The organism is Pseudomonas sp. Sample_21 (assembly GCF_004307525.1).
GTDB classification, from domain to species: domain Bacteria; phylum Pseudomonadota; class Gammaproteobacteria; order Pseudomonadales; family Pseudomonadaceae; genus Aquipseudomonas; species Aquipseudomonas atacamensis.
Map to the genome: position 1 here is coordinate 38924 of NZ_RCNZ01000142.1, position 17945 is coordinate 56868.

Genomic DNA, 17945 nt, shown 5'->3' on the forward strand with positions numbered 1-17945 from the left:
TAATAATCTCAAGGGTCACTGAAACGAAGCGCTGTCGACGGCGTGATAGACGTAGCGTGCGCCAGTCATCCGCTTGATTTCTTCGAGGTAGTTGGAATTCATCACAAACAGATGGGCGCCTGCAGGCAGCGCATCCATGGCCTCTTGCGGCGAGGACACCCGCACGCCACTGAGCGGCAGGTAACGGCCCTGCTTGGCCGGGTTGATGTCGACGACGCGATCTACCGCCACGCCGGCGCGCTGCAAGGCCAATGAATAAATCACGCCCTTGGACGAAGCGCCCCAGATGGCCGAGCCCTGTGCCGGCGCGGATTGAATGATCTGCACGGCGCGATCAAGACTGGCGGTGAAGGTGGTCGACAGCGTCAGCAACGACGGCGTCTCGACCGGCGCCCGTTGCAGCGTCGAGAGATCGGCAACGATGTACAGATATTGGCCACCGAACAGATGCCCGGCCTCGAGCACGGTGCCGAACATTGCGCGCAAGTCGGCGAGACGGAAGTAATTGACGTGCTCATAGAACACGTCGAACCAGGCATTGTGCTCGACGATCCAGTCAAAGCACGGCACTTCGATATAAATCTGCCCGCCCTGATTGGCTGCAGCCATTTGCGCGAGAAACGCCAACGGATCGCTGATGTGCTCCAGCACATGGCGCAACACAATTGCGTCCGCCGCCAACCCCAGCTCGCGGGTGAACGGTGCCTTGATCACGTCAGGATTGTCACCTTCATACGAAGGGTCGATCCCGGTAATGGCGTAACCTTTGCCCCGCAGCATCTCAAGGAAATAACCTTTGCCGCAGCCGACCTCAATCAGGGACTGGCCCTTGAAGTGCCGGGCGAGGATCGCTTCGACGGCATTGAGGTGCGCCTGAAACTGCACCGAGTGCGCCTGTTCGTTCTGATAGTCGGCGTCATAGCTCAGCTTGTCGGCATCGAAGGCCTGGTTGAAGATCAATCCGCTTTGGCTGTCCTGTACCAGAACAATGTCTGCCGCCCCTGAGGCCCGCGCCTCTTCGGCGCTGGCAAACGTGCGGTTCTGCAATACCGGCAGTCCGGTCGCGCGATAAAGCTCATGCAGCATGTTCCTGCCCCTTCAGTTGCGAGATTCGCTGAGCATCACCCCAGAACGCCATTGGCTCATGGGCGGAATAACCGTAATGGCCCAGATTCAACTTGATCGTCGACTGGCGTTCGCGAACACGCTGTTCAACCAGCGCGCGTACGGAAATCGGCTGGCCGCTGCAGCAGTTGGTGACGCCGTCGACATCAGGCCGGCCGATCAGCGAAGCCAATTGCGCGGCCGCCTCGGTAATCTGCAGATAATCACGCAACTGGTCGCCCATCGACATATTGAACTGCGCCTCACCGCCATCGATGGCGCGGTCGAGGCTGGCCAGCAGGCTGTTGCTGTTCTGCCCTTCGCCATAAAGGTAAAACAACCGCGCCCATTGCAGGGTGAACGACTGCTCGCGCTGCAATGCTTCAAGGAACAGGCGCAAGGTGTGCTTGGCCAGACCGTAAGGCGTGCAAGGCTGGGGCAAGACCGACTCGGCCAACCGGCCGCTTTGCAAGCCGTATTCAAAGCAAGTCCCGGTGACCAGCACCTGGCTCACCCCTGCCACGACCGCACGCTTGAGAAACGCGTAATCGGCCGGCAGGTTGCGTTCGAAATGAAACAGCGCCTGATAGTTAGGCAGGCCGCTCCAGGCCAGATGCGCGACGACATCCACGCCATCAACCAAACGCTCGACATCTAGGTCTGGCGCATGCAGATCGGCGGCGACAAATTCCACCTGCGCGAACCACGGCAAACTGCGAGCCGAGTCGTGGGTGCGCGCAACCGCACGCACTTTGAAGCCTTTGGAAAGCAAAGCGCTGACCAAGTGGCGACCGACGAAGCCGGTGACGCCAGTGACCAGCACAGTGGAGGTGGTCGCCGTCAAAGCTCGACTCCCTGAAACTGTTTGTCGAGCAGCGGATGCCTGGAATCCTTGGCTGACAAATTCTTGACGGTCAGCGGCCATGAGATCGCCAGTGCCGGATCAAGGGCCGACAAACCCGCTTCATGCTCCGGTGCGTAATCGGCATCGGTAAGGTACAACACTTCCGATTCATCGGTCAGTGACTGGAAGCCGTGGGCAAAACCGGCAGGAATCAAAAAACTGCGGCCATCATCGGCGCGCAGTTCTTGCGCATGCCACTGCAAATACGTTGGCGATTGCGGCCGCAGGTCGACCGCCACATCCCAGACCGCGCCGCGCACACAAGTGATCAGCTTGGATTCGGCATAGCCGGCTTTCTGAAAATGCAGACCGCGTACGCTACCTTGGCCGACCGTGCGCGAATGATTGATCTGGCGGATCGCAAAAGGACGCCCCTGGACGGTCAGACGACTCTGGCAGAACAGCCGGGCGAACCGCCCGCGCTCATCGCAGAAGACTTTCTGCTGGATGAGGTACAGGCCCTCCAATGGCGTTTTCTGCAAGGTGTAATCGCTCATGAACGCTCTCTGTACAGATTCAATTGGTTCAAGGTAACGGCGCGCATGTCATCGCCGTGTTGCCACGCCAGATGCCAGCCAAGGGTGTGCGTCAGGCATTGTTCCAGCGTCCAGCGCGGCTTCCATCCAAGCACCTGTCGCGCGCGGCTGCTGTCCAGACGCAGAAGACCGGCTTCGTGCAGCTCACTCGGTTCGATGCGCAGACCGCGGGCCTGCGGCCAACGGTTGGCGAGCAGTTCGACCACCTCACCGACGCTGCACATGTCGGCCTCACCGGGACCGAAGTTCCACGCACCGGCGTATTCCGGGCCGTACTCGTAGAGAGCAGCGGCCAGTTGCAGATATCCGGCCAGCGGCTCCAGCGCGTGCTGCCACGGGCGCACCGCTTGCGGGTAACGCAGGGTCACTGGCTCGTCGGCGGTCCAGGCTTTCAGTACGTCGGGAATCAGTCGCTCTGGCGCAAAATCACCACCGCCCAGCACATTGCCGGCGCGTGCGGTAGCCAGGGCCAGGCCGTGTTCGGCATGTTTGTCCACCGGGAAGAACGACGCGGCATAGGACTGCGCGAGCAATTCGCAGCAAGCCTTGCTGCTGCTGTAAGGATCGTGGCCACCGAGGGCTTCGTCTTCGCGGTACGGCCACAGCCACTCCTTGTTGGCGTAGACCTTGTCGGTGGTCACCAGCACGCAGGCGCGCACGCCGCCGACCTGACGAATCGCTTCGAGCAGGTTCAGCGTACCCATGACATTGCTTGAATAGGTGCCGAGCGGATCGCGATAGCCCTCGCGCACCAGAGGCTGGGCCGCCAGATGCAGGACTATTTCCGGCTCGGTCTCGGCGATGATTTCCAGCAAGGCGCCGAGGTCACGCAGATCGCCGCGTTGATCATTGATGCCTTCGTGCACGCGCGCCAGTTCGAACAGGCTCGGCTCGGTCGACGGATCCAGAGAAAAACCGCTGACTTGCGCACCAAGGCTTTGCAGCCACAGGGTCAGCCAACTGCCTTTGAATCCAGTGTGTCCGGTGACCAGGACGCGTTTGCCACGCCAGAAATCCGCACTCAGGCCCATTGCTTCCATGGGGCCTCCCCGCTCTGCCACAGCGCTTCGAGATGGTTCTTGTCACGCAGGGTGTCCATGGGTTGCCAAAAGCCCGAATGCTCGTAGGCATGCAGCTGTTCCAACTCAGCCAGTTGCATCAACGGCTCGGCTTCCCAGCTGGTCGCATCGCCGGCGATGTAAGGCAGCACCTGCGGTGACAGGACGAAAAAACCGCCATTGATCCAGCCGCCGTCACCTCGCGGTTTCTCGGTGAAACCCATGACTTGGTGGCCTGTGCGTTGCAAAGCACCGTAACGACCTGGAGGCTGTACGGCCGTAACGGTCGCGAGCTTGCCGTGCGCTTCATGAAAACGGATCAGAGCGCCGATATCGATATCCGAGACGCCGTCGCCGTAGGTAAAACAAAAGGCTTTCTCGTCCTTGAGATAAGGCGCAGTGCGCAAGAGCCGGCCACCGGTCATGGTTTCTTCGCCGGTGTCGACCAGCGTGACGCTCCACGGCTCGCTGTAATTCTGGTGCACCTCCATGCGGTTCTCGCGCATGTTGAAGGTGACGTCGGAGGTGTGCAGAAAGTAGTTGGCGAAGAAGTCCTTGATCGCATAGCCCTTGTAGCCCAGGCAGATGACGAAGTCGTGGATCCCGTGGGCGGAATACTGCTTCATGATGTGCCAGAGAATTGGCTTGCCGCCGATCTCGATCATCGGCTTGGGCTTGAGGTGCGACTCTTCACTGATGCGCGTGCCGAGACCACCCGCCAAAATTACTGCCTTCATCGTCTCCCCTCTTGTTCTTCACCGGGCTGCGCATGGCTTTGTTGAGCGTAGCGGGCCTTGCGGCGACACCTTTTGCCGTTCCGGGCGCAAGTGCAATGACCGCAAGCGCTCGTTTTATGGCGATTTGAGGGGGACTTGCAGGAAACGCGCCAGCTCAGAGTCGAGGCGGTGGGGAACGGGCTGAGGATTTTGATTGAGGGCCTATCCGTTATTGCGGGTGCTGCCGCTGGCGGTTTCACCCTTACAGCAACAGCAACACCGCAGAAACGGATATTCACCCACCCCCCGAGAGCCTGGTCAGCCCAAAGGCCGCCAAGCCCAAAAACAAAAAAGGGATGAATCCAAAGATCCATCCCTTACTTCAACGATGCGCAAAAACTACCCGAACAGCGCGAACCCGTCACCACCCACCGGCAGCTCATACATCTGACCATCGGCCGTCTGAACATGCTCGATGGTCGCAAACCCCGCATACCAGTCCACCAGCCGCACACCGTTGTCCGGCACGCCACTGCTACCATCATTGGCACTGTGCAGATAAACGTCATCGCCAACACGGGTCACGCTCAACTGACTGGCGTCAGCGATCGTGTTCAGAATCAGCGTGTCGTTGGCATCCAGCCCTTCATCCTTGATGGTCACCAAGGCAGACGTGTCCACCACATAGGTATCATCGCCCTGCTCGCCAAACCCGCTGCCGCCCAGGCCCGACGGGCCGGCGCCGCTGAAGATCAACACGTCGTTGCCCTGCCCACCATAGGCCACGCCTCGCCCGAGGGTAATGTTGTCATTGCCTTCATCGCCACTGACCCAGGTAAACAGACCATCGCGCGCAGCTATGATGACGTCATCGCCCGAGCCACCGAACAAGGTGTCGGACTGCCCGGCTGCATCGAGACCGGACGCCAGACCACCGTAGATATGATCGTTGCCATCGCCACCCTGAATCTGGTCGTCACCACCACCGCCTTCAATGACGTTGTCGCCCCACTCACCTTCCAGAACATCATTGAACTGGCTGCCGCGCAGGCCTTCGATGTCGATGTAGACGTCATGGAAGGCGATACCGCTCTGCGCTCCCCATTTCAGCGAGGCGCTCAAGCCTTCAGCACTGTCGTCATAGCTGACGATGTCGATACCGGCGCCACCTTCAAAGTTATCGGCCCCCGCCCCGCCCAGCAGCACATCATTCCCGGCCCCGGAAACGATCGTGTTGTCCCCGTCATTGCCGTAACCGGTGAAATCGCTGCTGCCGGTATAGGTCAACCGCTCAACGAACGCACTCAGCCTCAACTCGGACAGGCTGGTGTACACATGATCGGTACCACCCATGAAGCTGTCGTCTTCTTCGACAGTCACACCGGTGCTGTTGATCGTATAAACGTCATCACCGATACCGCCAGCCACCTTCACACCACTGGCATTGACGACAAAACGATCGGCGCCTGAGGTACCGATAACCTCTTCCACGTTGAGCAGTGTGTCACCAGCGAGGTTGCTGCCATTGCCGATCACGACATTGGCTACGTCGAAGGCGTAGCGGTAATTCACAGTGTCGTAGCCCTGCGCACCATCGATACTCATCGAGTCCTTGTGACGATAAATCACATCATCGAAGCCCGAGCCCTGAAGCGCCTCGATGCCGGTGAACATATCGCCATAGGCGATGGTCAGGCCGTCGTAGTTGGCGAAGTCTTCGACTCGCACCCCTTCAAGGCTGTCGCTGTAGCTGACGGTGTCGTAACCGTCTCCCCCGAAGAAATGATCGGCACCATCACCACCCCACAGCCAGTCGTTACCGGCACCCGCGATGATCTCGTTGTCGGTGTCGCTGCCGTAAGCCTTGAAATCACCGGTACCCGTGAAGGTCAGCTTCTCGACGAAGCCAGCCATCTTGATGCTGTTGAGGCTGGTGCGCAGTTCGTCATAGCCACCCCAGTCTTCCTCGACGATGGTCACGTCTTCGGCGCTGACGATGTAGACATCGTCACCGCTGCTGCCTTCCAGCGTCACGCCGGCTACCGAACTGCTGAACGTATCGTTGGAAAAGGTGCCGACGATCTTCTCAACGGATATCAGCGTATCGAGCTTGCCGTCGGGGCCGGTGACGGTGGTCGCACCATCGGCCAGTTCGACGTTGATTCCAGAGGGTATTGCGTAGTAAATCGCGGTGTCGAAGCCGTCACCGCCATCAAGCTCATCCGATCCCGTACTTGCCAGCAGGACATCATCCGACTCCAGTCCATAGAGTTGGTCATTGCTGTCGGTGCCCAGCAGGACGTCCGCTTCACTCGTTCCATTCACGACTGTCATCACATCTTCCTTGCGTTGTTGTTGAAACCGGATCCGTCAGTGTGGGCATTGCCTGTCCAGCGCGCATTCCCTCGCCTGATCGACTCGAACAAATCGTTGAGACCTGTAAAAAAGACGACCCGAGAGATCGCCTTTCAATGAAGCCTTGCGACAGATCAATCCGCCAGCCAGCCATACTCCCAATGCCGCAGGTTATCGCCGCGCAGCACGTAGTCGCGCAGCACCACCTCTCGCAATTCATCGCCCATGCGATAGCTGGCATCCGGGTCAGCCAGATGCATACGGATCGCTTGCAGCCATTCATCGGTCGTGTTGGTCTTGACCCGTGTGCACGGCAAGTAGCCGCGATAGGCCTCGGTGTCGGTGCAGACCACCGGGTAGCCGCAGGCGCCGTATTCCAACAGGCGCAGGTTGCTCTTGCAGTCGTTGAAGATGTGGAACTCGAGCGGAGCCAAAGCCAGATCAAGGTTCAGGCTGGCCAGTTTTGCCGGATACACATCCAGTGGAATCACACCGTGAAATTCGTGCATGTACGGCAGCAAGTCATCCGGGCACATGCCGAAGAACACCCAGTCGACTTCGTTGGCCAATTCACGCACCACGTCGGCGATCACGGCCAGATCGCCGTGGTGACTGGTCCCGCCCCCCCAGCCGACACGGGGCTTTTTCGAGGTGCGACGCTGGCTGCGCAGGTGTCCCCACAAGTCCTGAGCCAACATGTTCGGCACCACGCGTATGTCGTGGTGCATGTCCGACAGCGCGTTGGCCAGCGGCGCGGTTGAAACGACCACGCGATCGCACAGGCCGATCGCTCGGCGCACCATTCGCTCCATGTCCGACTTGCCCGGCATGTTGCGGATATGTGCATTGCGATGGGGAACGTCGATGACATAGTCGTCGAGTTCGAAAATCCGTCGGGCATTGAAGAACTTCTTCAGCGGCGGGATCTCATCAATGGCGTGCTCTGAGTAGCGCCCCTGCAGGACAATCACATCGGGCGCCTGCCGCTGGATATCGATGATCGACGGCAAGCCGTAACAGATGCGCCCTTCCACGCGGTTGGCCGCTTCCAGTTCGATCATCGGCTGGCTCATGCGATAGTGACCGATGGCTGAAGCGTTGATCGGAACCGCGAGCACGTTCGGCAGTTGCGCCTTGGAGAACGCGCTCCAGCCAGTACGCAGGCCCGGTTCAAGGCTGAAGTTGCTGGCGCCAACGCCCTGCAACGTCAGGTTGACGTTATAGGCCGGGTCGCGCGCAACCAGTGGCAGCCAGCGTTGATAGAAGGTGTCCTTCTCCTCGGCGTGCTGCGCTTGCTCTTGCTCCGTCGCCGCGATAACCGGCTGCGTACCCACCGCCAGCACGGCGTGCGGGTTCATCACCACCAGATAACCGTCGCGGCCAATGCGTAGGCACAGATCCACGACACTGAGCGTTTGCTTGAAATCCTGCTCATCAAGACCGCCGGCCGCTTCGAATACCGATTTGCGAATCATCAGGCAGTCGCCACCGACCGCGCTCAGATCATGCACAGCTTGCAGTCGGTGCATATACCCGTCCGACTGCATCGGCTGGCCGTAGAACGGCAGTCCCGCCGGCCCATTCAGCCCCAGGATGAGACCGGCGTGCAGCACGCCACCGTCCGGGTTGAACAGCTTGGCGCCCACCACCCCGACTTCAGGGCGTTGTGCATGATTGAGGAGCTCATCGAGCCAGTCGGCCTGGGTGATTACCGCAAAGGCGTTAAGCATCAGCACGTACTCACCGCGCGCCTGGCGCGCGGCGAAGTTGTGCACAGCGGCGGCATCGCCCTTTTGCGCATACCGCAGCACGCGAATCCGGTCGCTGCCCAACTGCGCCATGCCGTCCAGCCACGCCAGCGCTTCGGCGCTTTCGCTGCCGTTGTCGACCAGGAGCAATTCGTACTCGGTGTAGGCGGTTTTCTCCAGCAGCGTTTCGACACAACGCTGCAAGGCGGCAGTCTGGTCCTGAGTGACGATGATCACCGACACCAGAGGGCGCTGCGCGTGACGGTAGTCGACACGATTGAGCAGTCCGTTCTGGCGGATTTCATGAGCAATGCCGAGGCGCTGCAGGTGCGCCTCGAGAATTCGCCGACTTTGCTCCACCACGCCAGGCTCGGTGAGCCATTGCGACAGGTCGAATTTCGACTCTAGCAATACCTCGGCGATATGTCCGACAACCTGCAGGCCATCGCTTTCGACCATCCGCCAGAACATGTCGTGTGGCGCCAGTTCGGCGAACGTTGGCGCAAATCCACCGAGCGCGAGGAAGCGTTCGCGCTGGAATGCCAGCGCTCGGCCGACGTACGGATAACTGCGCATGAGGTCGAGGTTGAAGTCCGGCTTGAACGCCGGTTCCGCCGATTCGCCGTCGCGCACGCTGCCTTCATCACTGTACAGACACGTCAGCGACCGCGAATGCGCGATGCGATCGGCCATCACCAGCAATGCCGGTGCCACCGGGCGATCTCCCGGTTGCAGCAGATAGAACCAGTCGGCGCCTTCGAGTTGCGGCAACAGCGTATTGATCTGCTCCAGACCGTCATCTTGCAACGGCATGTGGAACACGCGATCCTGCAACACTGCTTCGGTACAGGCTACGGACAGTACCAGCACCAGCTCCGGTGGATAGTCCTGTGCAGCGAGCGCTTGCAGGGTGCGCTCGAGACCGTCGCGGCTACCCTGCGCATCGATGACGATCGGCACGATCCTCGGCTGCTGCGGCCAGCCAGCAAGCGTTTCCGGCAACCATTGGCGCTGCGTCTCGGTCAGCACCCGACACGCCAGCCACTGCGCATAGAGCTCGCCGAAACTGAAGCTGTCGACACCCACACCCAGCTCCTGGCGGCTTTGCTTGGTGCCAAGGGTACGGCTCAGCGGCAGTTCTTCCCAAACGCGAGGCGACTCGTCGGCGCTCGTCAGTCGCACGTAGCGAACCCAGCCCTTTGCGGGCGCCGACTCGCCGCTGCGCACTTTGAGCATTTGCGAAAGCCACTCGCGCTCAACCTCGGCAGCATCCTTCATCGGTTGCTGCGCGCTCAGGCGCTCAGGGTAAAGTCGCTCGGCGCTCAGGACATTGTTCGACGTCACCATGTTGCCGCGCCGCAACAGACACACGTACAAGGCAAAATCCAGGGTCGCGACGAAGCATGCACCTGCTTCAGTCAGAGCGGGCAACAATTCGGCGACATCGGCACGCCGGAACAACGCACTGCTGAAGCCGCCGAGGACGTTGACCGGGAATTTTTCGAAAATGCTCAGCACATCGTCGCCTTTGAGCAAGGCGCTCACGGGTGATAGCGAGCTGTTTTCCAAACGGGCCGGCAGAATGATGTCGTTGGCGTCCCACAGCAGCCGCTGAGCGATCACCAGACTGACTTCTTCGCGCTGTAACTCATGGGCTTGCTGTTCGATACAGGCCGAATACAGCAGGTCATCGTCACACAGGAATTTGATGAACTCGCCGCGCGCCTGTTCGAGGCAGGCTTTCAGGTTGCCCACCAGCCCGAGCGTCTGTGGATTGCGAACGTAGCGCACCTGGGCCCCGGTTTGCTCCATCACCAAGCTGACGATGTCCTTGATCTCCTCACCACGACTGTCATCGCACACGACGATGTCGAGATTGCTGTAAGTCTGGCTGACGGCACTGTTCAGCGTGCGCTCGAAAAAGCGCGGATTGAAAGCAGGGATGGCAATGCTGACGAGAGGAAGTGAATTCACGGCGGGCTCACAGGCGGTACGAGCCCGCTCGCAAAAACGAGCCCTTGATACCGCAAAAAATCATTAACAGAGGCACAACGTTGGCGGGCGCTCACGCACCCGCCAATCATCAGATCTTGTTGAACAGACCCAACTGACTGATCTTGCTGAACGCCAGTTGCGCGGCTTGCAGCATGGTCTGTTGCAGCGTCAGGCGGGTCATGACTTCAGCCGGATCGGAATCACGAATCGAACCCTGGGTCGTGCTGTTCGCCGTGGTCAGGCTGTCGTTGGTGATGGTCTGCATGTCCAGCGCCTGGCCGCGGGCACCAATGGTGGTGACTGCGGTGCCGATCTGGTTGGAAGCGGCATCGATGTTGCCGAGGCCCGCCTCCATCGCGCCCTGCAATTTCTGCTTGGCAACCGGATCGCCATCAACTGGCGTGTTCAGCGCGGTGATCATCTGGCCCAGGGTGTCGAGCACGTTCTGGGTCTGGTGATTGTTCGGCTGGATCGAGAACTGATCGCCTGCGGCCGGCGTGTTGCCCAGCGCGAAGGTCACACCGGCAGCGGTGGCGTTACCGCCGGCAACCGTGCCCGAAGAAACCGGCTTGCTGTCGGCGGTCACTGGCGCGGCATACAGATCGAAATCGGTGGCGCTGGTGAACTTGAGCACCGCGCCGCCCTGCGGGAAAGCTGCGGTGTAGGCTGCCTGATCGGTGATGGTCGAACCGGTGATCACGCTGGTCGACGGGTTACCCGGATTACGCGTGGTGGTGAACGAGTCCGGCGAGGCCGACAGCTGGAAGCTGTGCCCTGCGATAACGGCGTCCGGGTTGGTATCGCCGGCCTTCAGGTTGACGTTCAGCTTGAGGTCGACGCCACGGAAGCTGACAGTCTGGTTGGCGCCGCTGCTGTTGCTGATCAGGCCATTCTGGCTGGCTTCGGCGGTCACATCGTTGCCCAGCGCATCGGTAATCTTCAGCTGGGTGCTGCTGACGAAATCGATGGTGTACGGCTGCCCGGCAGTGAACTTGGCATCGTAAGTGGCGGCAGTGCCGACGGTGCCGTTGGACAGCACGACACGGCCGTCATCGACGGCTGGCGCAGTCATCTTGGTGTTGGTGCGGCCGGTGTTGATGGTCTGCTGGAACGCGTCCCAACCGGTGGTGTTGGTGCCCACGGTCATGCCGTCGCCGATGCCCAGATCGATGGTGGTCTGGTCGCCGTTGTAGCTGAACGTGCCGTCAGAATTCTTCGAGTACGGCGCGGTATCGGTTTTCGAACCGGAGAACAGGTAGTTGCCGTTGGCATCCTTGGCGTTCATCAGGCCCAGCACTTGTTGCTGGATCTCGCCCATCTCCGAGGCGTACGCCTGGCGGTCCTTGTCGGTGATCGTGCCGTTGTTCGCGGCCAGCGCAAGTTCCTTGGCCCGCGCCAAAGCCGTGGTGATCGAATCCAGCGTGGACTCCTGCACGTTCAACGCACTTTTGGTGGTGTTGACGTTGGTCTTGTACTGATCGAGCATCGCTGCCTGCTGGCCCAATTGCAGCAAGCGCCCGGCACCGATCGGATCATCGGCGGCGGTGTTGATGCGTTGCAGGCTGCTCGCCTCGCTCGCGGTGGCAACGGCCTTGTTGAAGTTACGCTGATAATCCGAAGCTTGCGTTCCGTAATACTGGGCGGTGGAAATGCGCATGAATTACGACTCCTTAAAGGCTGTTGATCAGCGTGGCGAAAGTTTCCTGCGCAGCTTTGATGATCTGCGAAGACGCTGTGTAGTACTGCTGGTACTTGACCAGGTTGCCGGTTTCTTCGTCCAGGTTGACCCCGGAAAGCGAATCGCGGGCACCCTTGGCGTTCTCCAGAATCGCCGTGGTTGCGGCGCTGTCGGACTTGCCTTGGGCGGTCTTGGTACCGACGTTGGTCACCAGGGTGTTGTAGGCGTCGGTCAGGCTGATGCCCTTGCTCGCCGAACCGGTGTCCACGGTCTGTTTGGTTTGCAATGCGACCAGTGCCTGGGCGTTGCGGTTGTCCGAAGACGCCGCGCCGGTCAGGTTCATGGTGAAGGTCTCGCCGGATTTCGGCGTGCCGCCCACGGTGGTCTGCACGGTGAAGGTCTTCTGCACGTTCGGCGTGACGGTAGTGTCCATCACCGGGTTGCCGCTGGCATCGACGATGCCGACTTTCAAATTCAGCGTGTTCGACTGGCCAGGGACGATGGTGCCGGTGCCGATGGTCGCGCCCTTGGCGTCGACCAGGTTGTACGACTGGCTGCCACCGCTGGCTGCGCCGAAGACCAGTTTCACCGGCGTCGAATTCTTCAGCGCCGCCTGCATGTCAGCCTGGGCGGTCGGGTTGTAGATGTCGATCTTGTCGCTGAGCGTCGGCTGGGTGTAAGTGCCCAGACCGTTGGCGCTGGCGACGCCGGTCAGCGGACCGGCCGCAGCGATTTTCTTCGGATCGGTCAGGACCGTCTGAATGCTCGCCGCCGCGTTGCGGGTCGGCGTGACTTTAAATGAGTCACCCGCGCTCAGCGCGCCGCCATTCAAGGCCAAGGTGAAACCGTCGATCACTGGCGGCGGACTGGTCGTGGTGCTGAATGCGCCCAGATCGGTGCCGTCGGAACGCTTGACGGTGTAATCGGTGGCGCTGGTGAAGGTCACCTGATAGTCGCTGGTGGTCAGCTTGCCGGTGTCCTTGATGGTCACATCGAGGTTGCCCGAACCGGCGCTGTTGCCGTCCTTCGCAATGCTGCGCTGACTGATCAGAGCGGCACTGTTGATGTTGTTGAAAATCGCCGCGCCGAAGTCACCGTTCTTGTCGATGCCCTGGGCTTGCTGGCTGTTGATCTGATCGGCAATCACCAGAGCGACGCGACCGAGCTCGTTGAGCGACGGGTCGAGGACTTCCTTGCGATAGGTCAGCAGACCGCCGATTTCGCCACCGCTGATCACCGAAGTAATGTCGATGGTGCTCGAACCGCGATCCATCTGAATCGACATGCGCGACGGGTCGGTCTTGCTCGCGACCATGCTCAGGCTGTTGGTGGTGTTGCCGATGACCAGCGGCTGGCCGCTGCCGACATAAATGTCGAAGCTGGTGCCGCGCTCGACTACTTGCGCACCGGTCAGTTCGGAGAGCTGACGCACGGCTTCGTTACGGCTGTCGAGCAGGTCGTTCGGCGCTCCGCCACTGGTGGAGATTTCGCCGATCTTCTGGTTGAGATTGGCGATCGCCGTGGCGAGTTTGTTCACCTGGGCGGTCATGTCGCCGAGGCTGCCGTTGATCGTGGTGTTCTGGTCGTTGAGCTGCTTGGCCAGGGTATTGAAGCGGCTGGTCAGCGCCTGCGCGCCGGTCAGCACCGACTGACGCGAAGTGTCATCGGTGGCCGACGTCGATACGCCCTGCATCGAGGTGAAGAATTTCTGCAGCACACCGGTCAGGCCGGTGTTGGTGTCCGACAGCATGGCGTCAAGCGGCGTCGCCTGCTTGAGGAACGCGGCCGATTCGCTGTCCAGCGAAGTCGCGGTGTGCAGCTGCGATTCCAGGTACGAGTTGTACACTCGGCGCACGTCAGCCAGGGTCGTGCCCGTGCCGATGAAAACGCTGCCGTACTGCTGCGAGGACTTGGTGCCCTGCACGGTTTGCTGACGTGAATAACCGGCGGTGTCGACGTTGGCAATGTTGTTGCCTGTCGTAGCCAGAGAGGACTGGCTGGCCGACAGTCCCGACATCCCGATATTGAGCAAACTCATGGTTCAGACCTTATTACCTGGTGCCTTATAAAGGCGTGGTGGAGACACCCGCCGCAGCGTAGTTTTCAAAACTGTTCATCTGCTTGGCAATTTGCGAAATCTTCGTCGCGTAGTTCGGGTCGGTGGCGTAACCGGCCTTCTGCAACTCGCGTACAAACTGTTCTGGGTTATCGGCCGACTTCAGCACTTCTTGATAGCGATTGTTGCTCTGCAGCAACGTCACCAGATCGTGGAAGCTGTCCTTGTACGAGGCGTAGGAACGGAACTCGGCCGTCTCCTTGACCATCGCGCCATTGCGGAACTCGCTGGTGATCGCGCGGGCCGAATCGCCCTTCCAGTTGCTGCTCGCCTTGATGCCGAACAGGTTGTGGCTGCTGCTGCCGTCCTGGGCGCGCATGACCGATTTGCCCCAACCGGTTTCCAGTGCCGCTTGCGCCACCAGATAGCGTGGATCGACGCCGATGCGGTCGGCGGCTTCCTTGGCCATCGGCAGCATGGTGTTGACGAACTCGTCGGCGGAACTGAAGGCCTTCTTCGCCGGTGCCAGCGGAATCTGCGCCATGGCGCGGCCGTAGACCTGCATCTGCCCGCCAGCGGCTTTCTGCTCTTCGGCACGGGCCAGCCAGTCGCCGTTGTACAAAGCGCCGGAGCCTGTGACGGCGGTAGTCGCAGCCCGTTGCGGCAAGGCGTTGGTCGCTGCGGCCGCAGTGCTGGCAGTGGCCACGCTCGGCGCCGACGGCACCAGACCAGCGAGCAAGCGATCGGCCAGTTTCGGCGGCAATGCCAGACGCCGCTGGTTGATCAGCGCCATGTCGTTGCGATGGGAAATATCGGTGTTGTTCGGCGCATGCACCGAGCGCGATGCCCACAACGGACGCTCGCCGTTGACGCGGGACAGCGGACCGGTGGCGACGGTGCCGGCGGCAATCGGCGTCGGCACGGCGGCGGCCTTGGCCAGCGCTTCCTGCTGCTTGGCGGCGGACGCGGCGGCAGCCTCGCCCGGCGCCATCGGTTTGTTCTTCGACATCTGCCGGATCAGCACATCGGCCAGGCCGATACCACCGCCCTCGCGGGACATGGAAACCGCCAGCTGCTGGTCGTACATTTCCTGATACTGCTTGGCCGCCGGCGTGTTCAGCGGGTTGTCCTGACCAAGCGCTTCGGTGGCCGAGCGCATCGACTTGAGCATTTCGCCGAGGAACAGCGACTCGAATTCCTGCGCAACCTTGCGCATGTTCTCGTCGCTGTTCTTGTCGCCGACCTTCAGCTGGTTCAGACGATTGAGGTCGGAGTAGGAACCCGAATCGCTGCTGCTGACCAGACCGCTTTTGCGCATATCCATGGTGGCCGGCCTCAGATCACGATCAGGTCGGCTTGCAATGCGCCGGCCTGCTTCAAAGCTTCAAGAATCGCCATCAAGTCACCCGGTGCTGCGCCGACCTGGTTTACCGCACGGACGATCTCGTCGAGGGTGGTGCCCGGGCCAAACTTGAACATCGGTTTGGCTTCCTGTTCGGCATTCACCCGCGAGCGCGGTACGACGGCGGTCTGGCCGTTGGACAGCGGGCCTGGCTGGCTGACAATCGGGTCTTCGGTGATGGTCACGGTCAGGCTGCCGTGGGTCACGGCGGCTGGCGACACTTTCACGTTCTGGCCGATGACGATGGTGCCGGTACGCGAGTTGATGATGACTTTTGCCACCGCCTGACCCGGATCGATTTCGAGGTTTTCCAGGATCGACAGGTAGTCGACGCGCTGGCTCGGATCCAGCGGCGCAGTCACGCGCACCGAACCGCCGTCGATGGCTTGGGCGACGCCAGGGCCGAGCATGTCGTTGACCTTGTCGACGATGCGCTTGGCGGTGGTGAAGTCGGAACGGTTGAGGTTCAGCGTCAGGCTGTTGCCCTGGTTGAAACCGCTCGGCACCGCACGTTCCACCGACGCACCGCCAGGGATGCGACCGGCCGACGGAACGTTGACGGTGATCTTCGAACCATCACGGCCTTCAGCGTCGAAACCGCCGACCACGAGGTTGCCCTGAGCGATCGCATAGACGTTGCCGTCGATACCCTTGAGCGGCGTCAGCAGCAAGGTGCCGCCGCGCAGGCTCTTGGAGTTACCGATCGAAGACACGGTGATGTCGACCTGCTGACCAGGTTTGGCAAACGCTGGCAGATCGGCACTCACCGACACCGCCGCGACGTTCTTCAACTGCACGTTGCCCGACCCCGGCGGCACCTTGATGCCGAACTGCGAGAGCATGTTGTTGAAGGTCTGCAGGGTGAACGGGGTCTGCGTCGTCTGGTCACCGGTGCCGTTAAGCCCGACCACCAGGCCGTAACCGATCAACTGGTTGGAGCGCACGCCGGAAATGCTGGCGATGTCTTTCAGCCGCTCGGCGTGGGCGGTGAACGCCGCAGACATCAACAACGCGGCCACCATAAGGCTTTTCAGATTCAACGTAGCCACCTAGAAAGGGAACAGCGGGCTGAGGAAGAAACGGTCGAACCAGCCTGGCTGACTCGTATCGGCAAACGCGCCGGTACCCGAGTAGGTGATGCGCGCATCGGCGACACGGGTCGACGACACGGTGTTGTCGGTCGCGATGTCGTCGGCGCGGACCATGCCGGCGATGCGCACCAGTTCGTCACCGGTGTTGAGCGTCAGCCACTTCTCGCCACGCACGGCGATGATGCCGTTGGGCAGCACGTCGGCCACGGTCACGGTGATCGAACCGGTCAGGCTGTTGCTCTGCCCGGACTTGGCGTCGCCCTTGGTCGAACGGTCGGCGCTGTAGCCAGCGTTCAGGCTCAAGTCGCCACCGCCAATCGGGTTGTTGGTGGTCAGGCTGGAGCCGAACAACGAGGTCAGGCCGATCGAGTTATCGCTGTTCTTGTCCATCTGCGAGTTAGCGTTCTTGCTTGCCTGGGTGCGCTCGTTCAGGGTGATGGTGATGATGTCACCGACCCGGAACGCCTTGCGGTCGCTGTACAGGTTCTGCTCGAAGCCGGCCTGATAGATCGAGCCATTGTTGGCAGCCGCCGGCAACGGTGTGCGCGGCAACACCGGGGCGTAGTAAGGGTCATTGGGCTTGGGCGTCGGGGCGACGCAGCCCGCGAGCGAGACGACCCCACTCAATGCCAGAACAGATACAAAGCGCTTCATGACCCTACCTCACGGTGTTGCTGGCGACCTCAGGCCGCCCCAAAGACTGGATTACAGATTCTGCGTTACGAACGAGAGCATCTGGTCGGCGGTGGAGATCACCTTGGAGTTCATCTCGTAGGCGCGTTGAGTGGTGATCATGTTGACCATCTCTTCAACGGTGCTGACGTTCGAGGTTTCCAGGGTGTTCTGCAGCGTGGTACCGAAACCGTTCAGGCCCGGGGTGCCGACCTGCGGCGCGCCGGAAGCAGCGGTTTCCAGGAACAGGTTGTTGCCCACGGCTTGCAGGCCGGCCGGGTTGATGAAGTCGGCGGTCTGCAGGTTGCCGATCACTTGCGAGGCCGGGTTGCCGGCGATGGTGATCGACACGGTGCCGTCACGGCCGACGGTGAAGGTCTGCGCATCGTTCGGGATGATGATCGCCGGCTCCAGGGCGAAACCGCTGGCGTTGACGATCTGGCCATTGGAGTCGAGGTGGAAAGTACCGTCACGGGTGTAGGACGTGGTGCCGTCCGGCTGCAGGATCTGGAAGAAACCGCGACCGTCGATGGCCATGTCCAGCGGCTGCTCAGTGGTTTGCAGGCTGCCGGCGGTGAAGTTTTTCTGGGTGCCGACAATGCGCACACCGGTACCCACTTGCAGACCCGA

General features: G+C 60.9%; 13 protein-coding genes. All 13 read right to left on the reverse strand.

Features of this window, described 5'->3' with window-relative positions; translation table 11 throughout:
- Positions 1–15: 15 nt before the first annotated feature.
- Positions 16–1086, reverse strand: coding sequence for a class I SAM-dependent methyltransferase (locus D8U71_RS27880; protein ID WP_125925351.1), 1071 nt, complete (start codon positions 1084–1086; stop codon positions 16–18).
- Positions 1076–1948 carry an NAD(P)-dependent oxidoreductase gene (locus D8U71_RS27885; protein ID WP_241664264.1) on the reverse strand — a complete coding sequence of 291 codons (873 nt, stop codon included), beginning with the start codon at positions 1946–1948 and terminating at the stop codon, positions 1076–1078. The genes D8U71_RS27880 and D8U71_RS27885 overlap by 11 nt, the downstream gene beginning before the upstream one ends.
- On the reverse strand, positions 1945–2505 hold the full coding sequence (gene rfbC, locus D8U71_RS27890) for a dTDP-4-dehydrorhamnose 3,5-epimerase (protein WP_130889180.1): 561 nt from the start codon (positions 2503–2505) through the stop codon (positions 1945–1947). Before rfbC ends, D8U71_RS27885 begins: the two co-directional genes overlap by 4 nt.
- A complete protein-coding gene (gene rfbG, locus D8U71_RS27895) occupies positions 2502–3584 on the reverse strand; it encodes a CDP-glucose 4,6-dehydratase (protein ID WP_130889181.1) in 1083 nt (360 codons plus the stop codon). Before rfbG ends, rfbC begins: the two co-directional genes overlap by 4 nt.
- Positions 3566–4339, reverse strand: a complete 774-nt coding sequence (gene rfbF / locus D8U71_RS27900) for a glucose-1-phosphate cytidylyltransferase (protein ID WP_039761130.1) — start codon at positions 4337–4339, stop codon at positions 3566–3568. The genes rfbG and rfbF overlap by 19 nt, the downstream gene beginning before the upstream one ends.
- A gap of 378 nt (positions 4340–4717) precedes the next feature.
- Positions 4718–6652 carry a calcium-binding protein gene (locus tag D8U71_RS27905; protein ID WP_125925349.1) on the reverse strand — a complete coding sequence of 645 codons (1935 nt, stop codon included), beginning with the start codon at positions 6650–6652 and terminating at the stop codon, positions 4718–4720.
- Between the two features lie 155 nt (positions 6653–6807).
- On the reverse strand, positions 6808–10395 hold the full coding sequence (locus D8U71_RS27910) for a glycosyltransferase (protein WP_125925348.1): 3588 nt from the start codon (positions 10393–10395) through the stop codon (positions 6808–6810).
- Between the two features lie 109 nt (positions 10396–10504).
- Positions 10505–12073 carry a flagellar hook-associated protein 3 gene (locus tag D8U71_RS27915; protein WP_076566553.1) on the reverse strand — a complete coding sequence of 523 codons (1569 nt, stop codon included), beginning with the start codon at positions 12071–12073 and terminating at the stop codon, positions 10505–10507.
- Between the two features lie 13 nt (positions 12074–12086).
- Complete coding sequence (gene flgK, locus D8U71_RS27920; protein ID WP_130889182.1) at positions 12087–14132, reverse strand: flagellar hook-associated protein FlgK; 2046 nt, start codon at positions 14130–14132, stop codon at positions 12087–12089.
- 25 nt (positions 14133–14157) lie between these two features.
- A complete protein-coding gene (flgJ, locus tag D8U71_RS27925; RefSeq protein ID WP_122602227.1) occupies positions 14158–15474 on the reverse strand; it encodes a flagellar assembly peptidoglycan hydrolase FlgJ in 1317 nt (438 codons plus the stop codon).
- An 11-nt stretch (positions 15475–15485) separates the two neighbouring features.
- Complete coding sequence (locus D8U71_RS27930) at positions 15486–16574, reverse strand: flagellar basal body P-ring protein FlgI (RefSeq protein ID WP_024012083.1); 1089 nt, start codon at positions 16572–16574, stop codon at positions 15486–15488.
- A gap of 27 nt (positions 16575–16601) precedes the next feature.
- Entirely contained in the window at positions 16602–17297 is a 696-nt protein-coding gene (gene flgH / locus D8U71_RS27935; RefSeq protein WP_016771110.1) for a flagellar basal body L-ring protein FlgH, read from the reverse strand.
- A gap of 51 nt (positions 17298–17348) precedes the next feature.
- Positions 17349–17945: flagellar basal-body rod protein FlgG (gene flgG / locus D8U71_RS27940; protein ID WP_130889183.1), on the reverse strand; the 597-nt coding region annotated here is incomplete at its 5' end.

Excerpts from the sequence above, each read along its gene's own strand:
- rfbG (WP_130889181.1), bottom strand. The coding sequence starts at position 3,584 with ATGGAAGCAATGGGCCTGAGTGCGGATTTCTGGCGTGGCAAACGCGTC.
- D8U71_RS27880 (WP_125925351.1), bottom strand. The coding sequence starts at position 1,086 with ATGCTGCATGAGCTTTATCGCGCGACCGGACTGCCGGTATTGCAGAAC.
- D8U71_RS27905 (WP_125925349.1), bottom strand. The coding sequence starts at position 6,652 with ATGACAGTCGTGAATGGAACGAGTGAAGCGGACGTCCTGCTGGGCACC.
- flgJ (WP_122602227.1), bottom strand. The coding sequence starts at position 15,474 with ATGGATATGCGCAAAAGCGGTCTGGTCAGCAGCAGCGATTCGGGTTCC.
- D8U71_RS27915 (WP_076566553.1), bottom strand. The coding sequence starts at position 12,073 with ATGCGCATTTCCACCGCCCAGTATTACGGAACGCAAGCTTCGGATTAT.
- D8U71_RS27930 (WP_024012083.1), bottom strand. The coding sequence starts at position 16,574 with ATGGTGGCCGCGTTGTTGATGTCTGCGGCGTTCACCGCCCACGCCGAG.
- rfbC (WP_130889180.1), bottom strand. The coding sequence starts at position 2,505 with ATGAGCGATTACACCTTGCAGAAAACGCCATTGGAGGGCCTGTACCTC.
- flgH (WP_016771110.1), bottom strand. The coding sequence starts at position 17,297 with ATGAAGCGCTTTGTATCTGTTCTGGCATTGAGTGGGGTCGTCTCGCTC.
- rfbF (WP_039761130.1), bottom strand. The coding sequence starts at position 4,339 with ATGAAGGCAGTAATTTTGGCGGGTGGTCTCGGCACGCGCATCAGTGAA.
- flgK (WP_130889182.1), bottom strand. The coding sequence starts at position 14,132 with ATGAGTTTGCTCAATATCGGGATGTCGGGACTGTCGGCCAGCCAGTCC.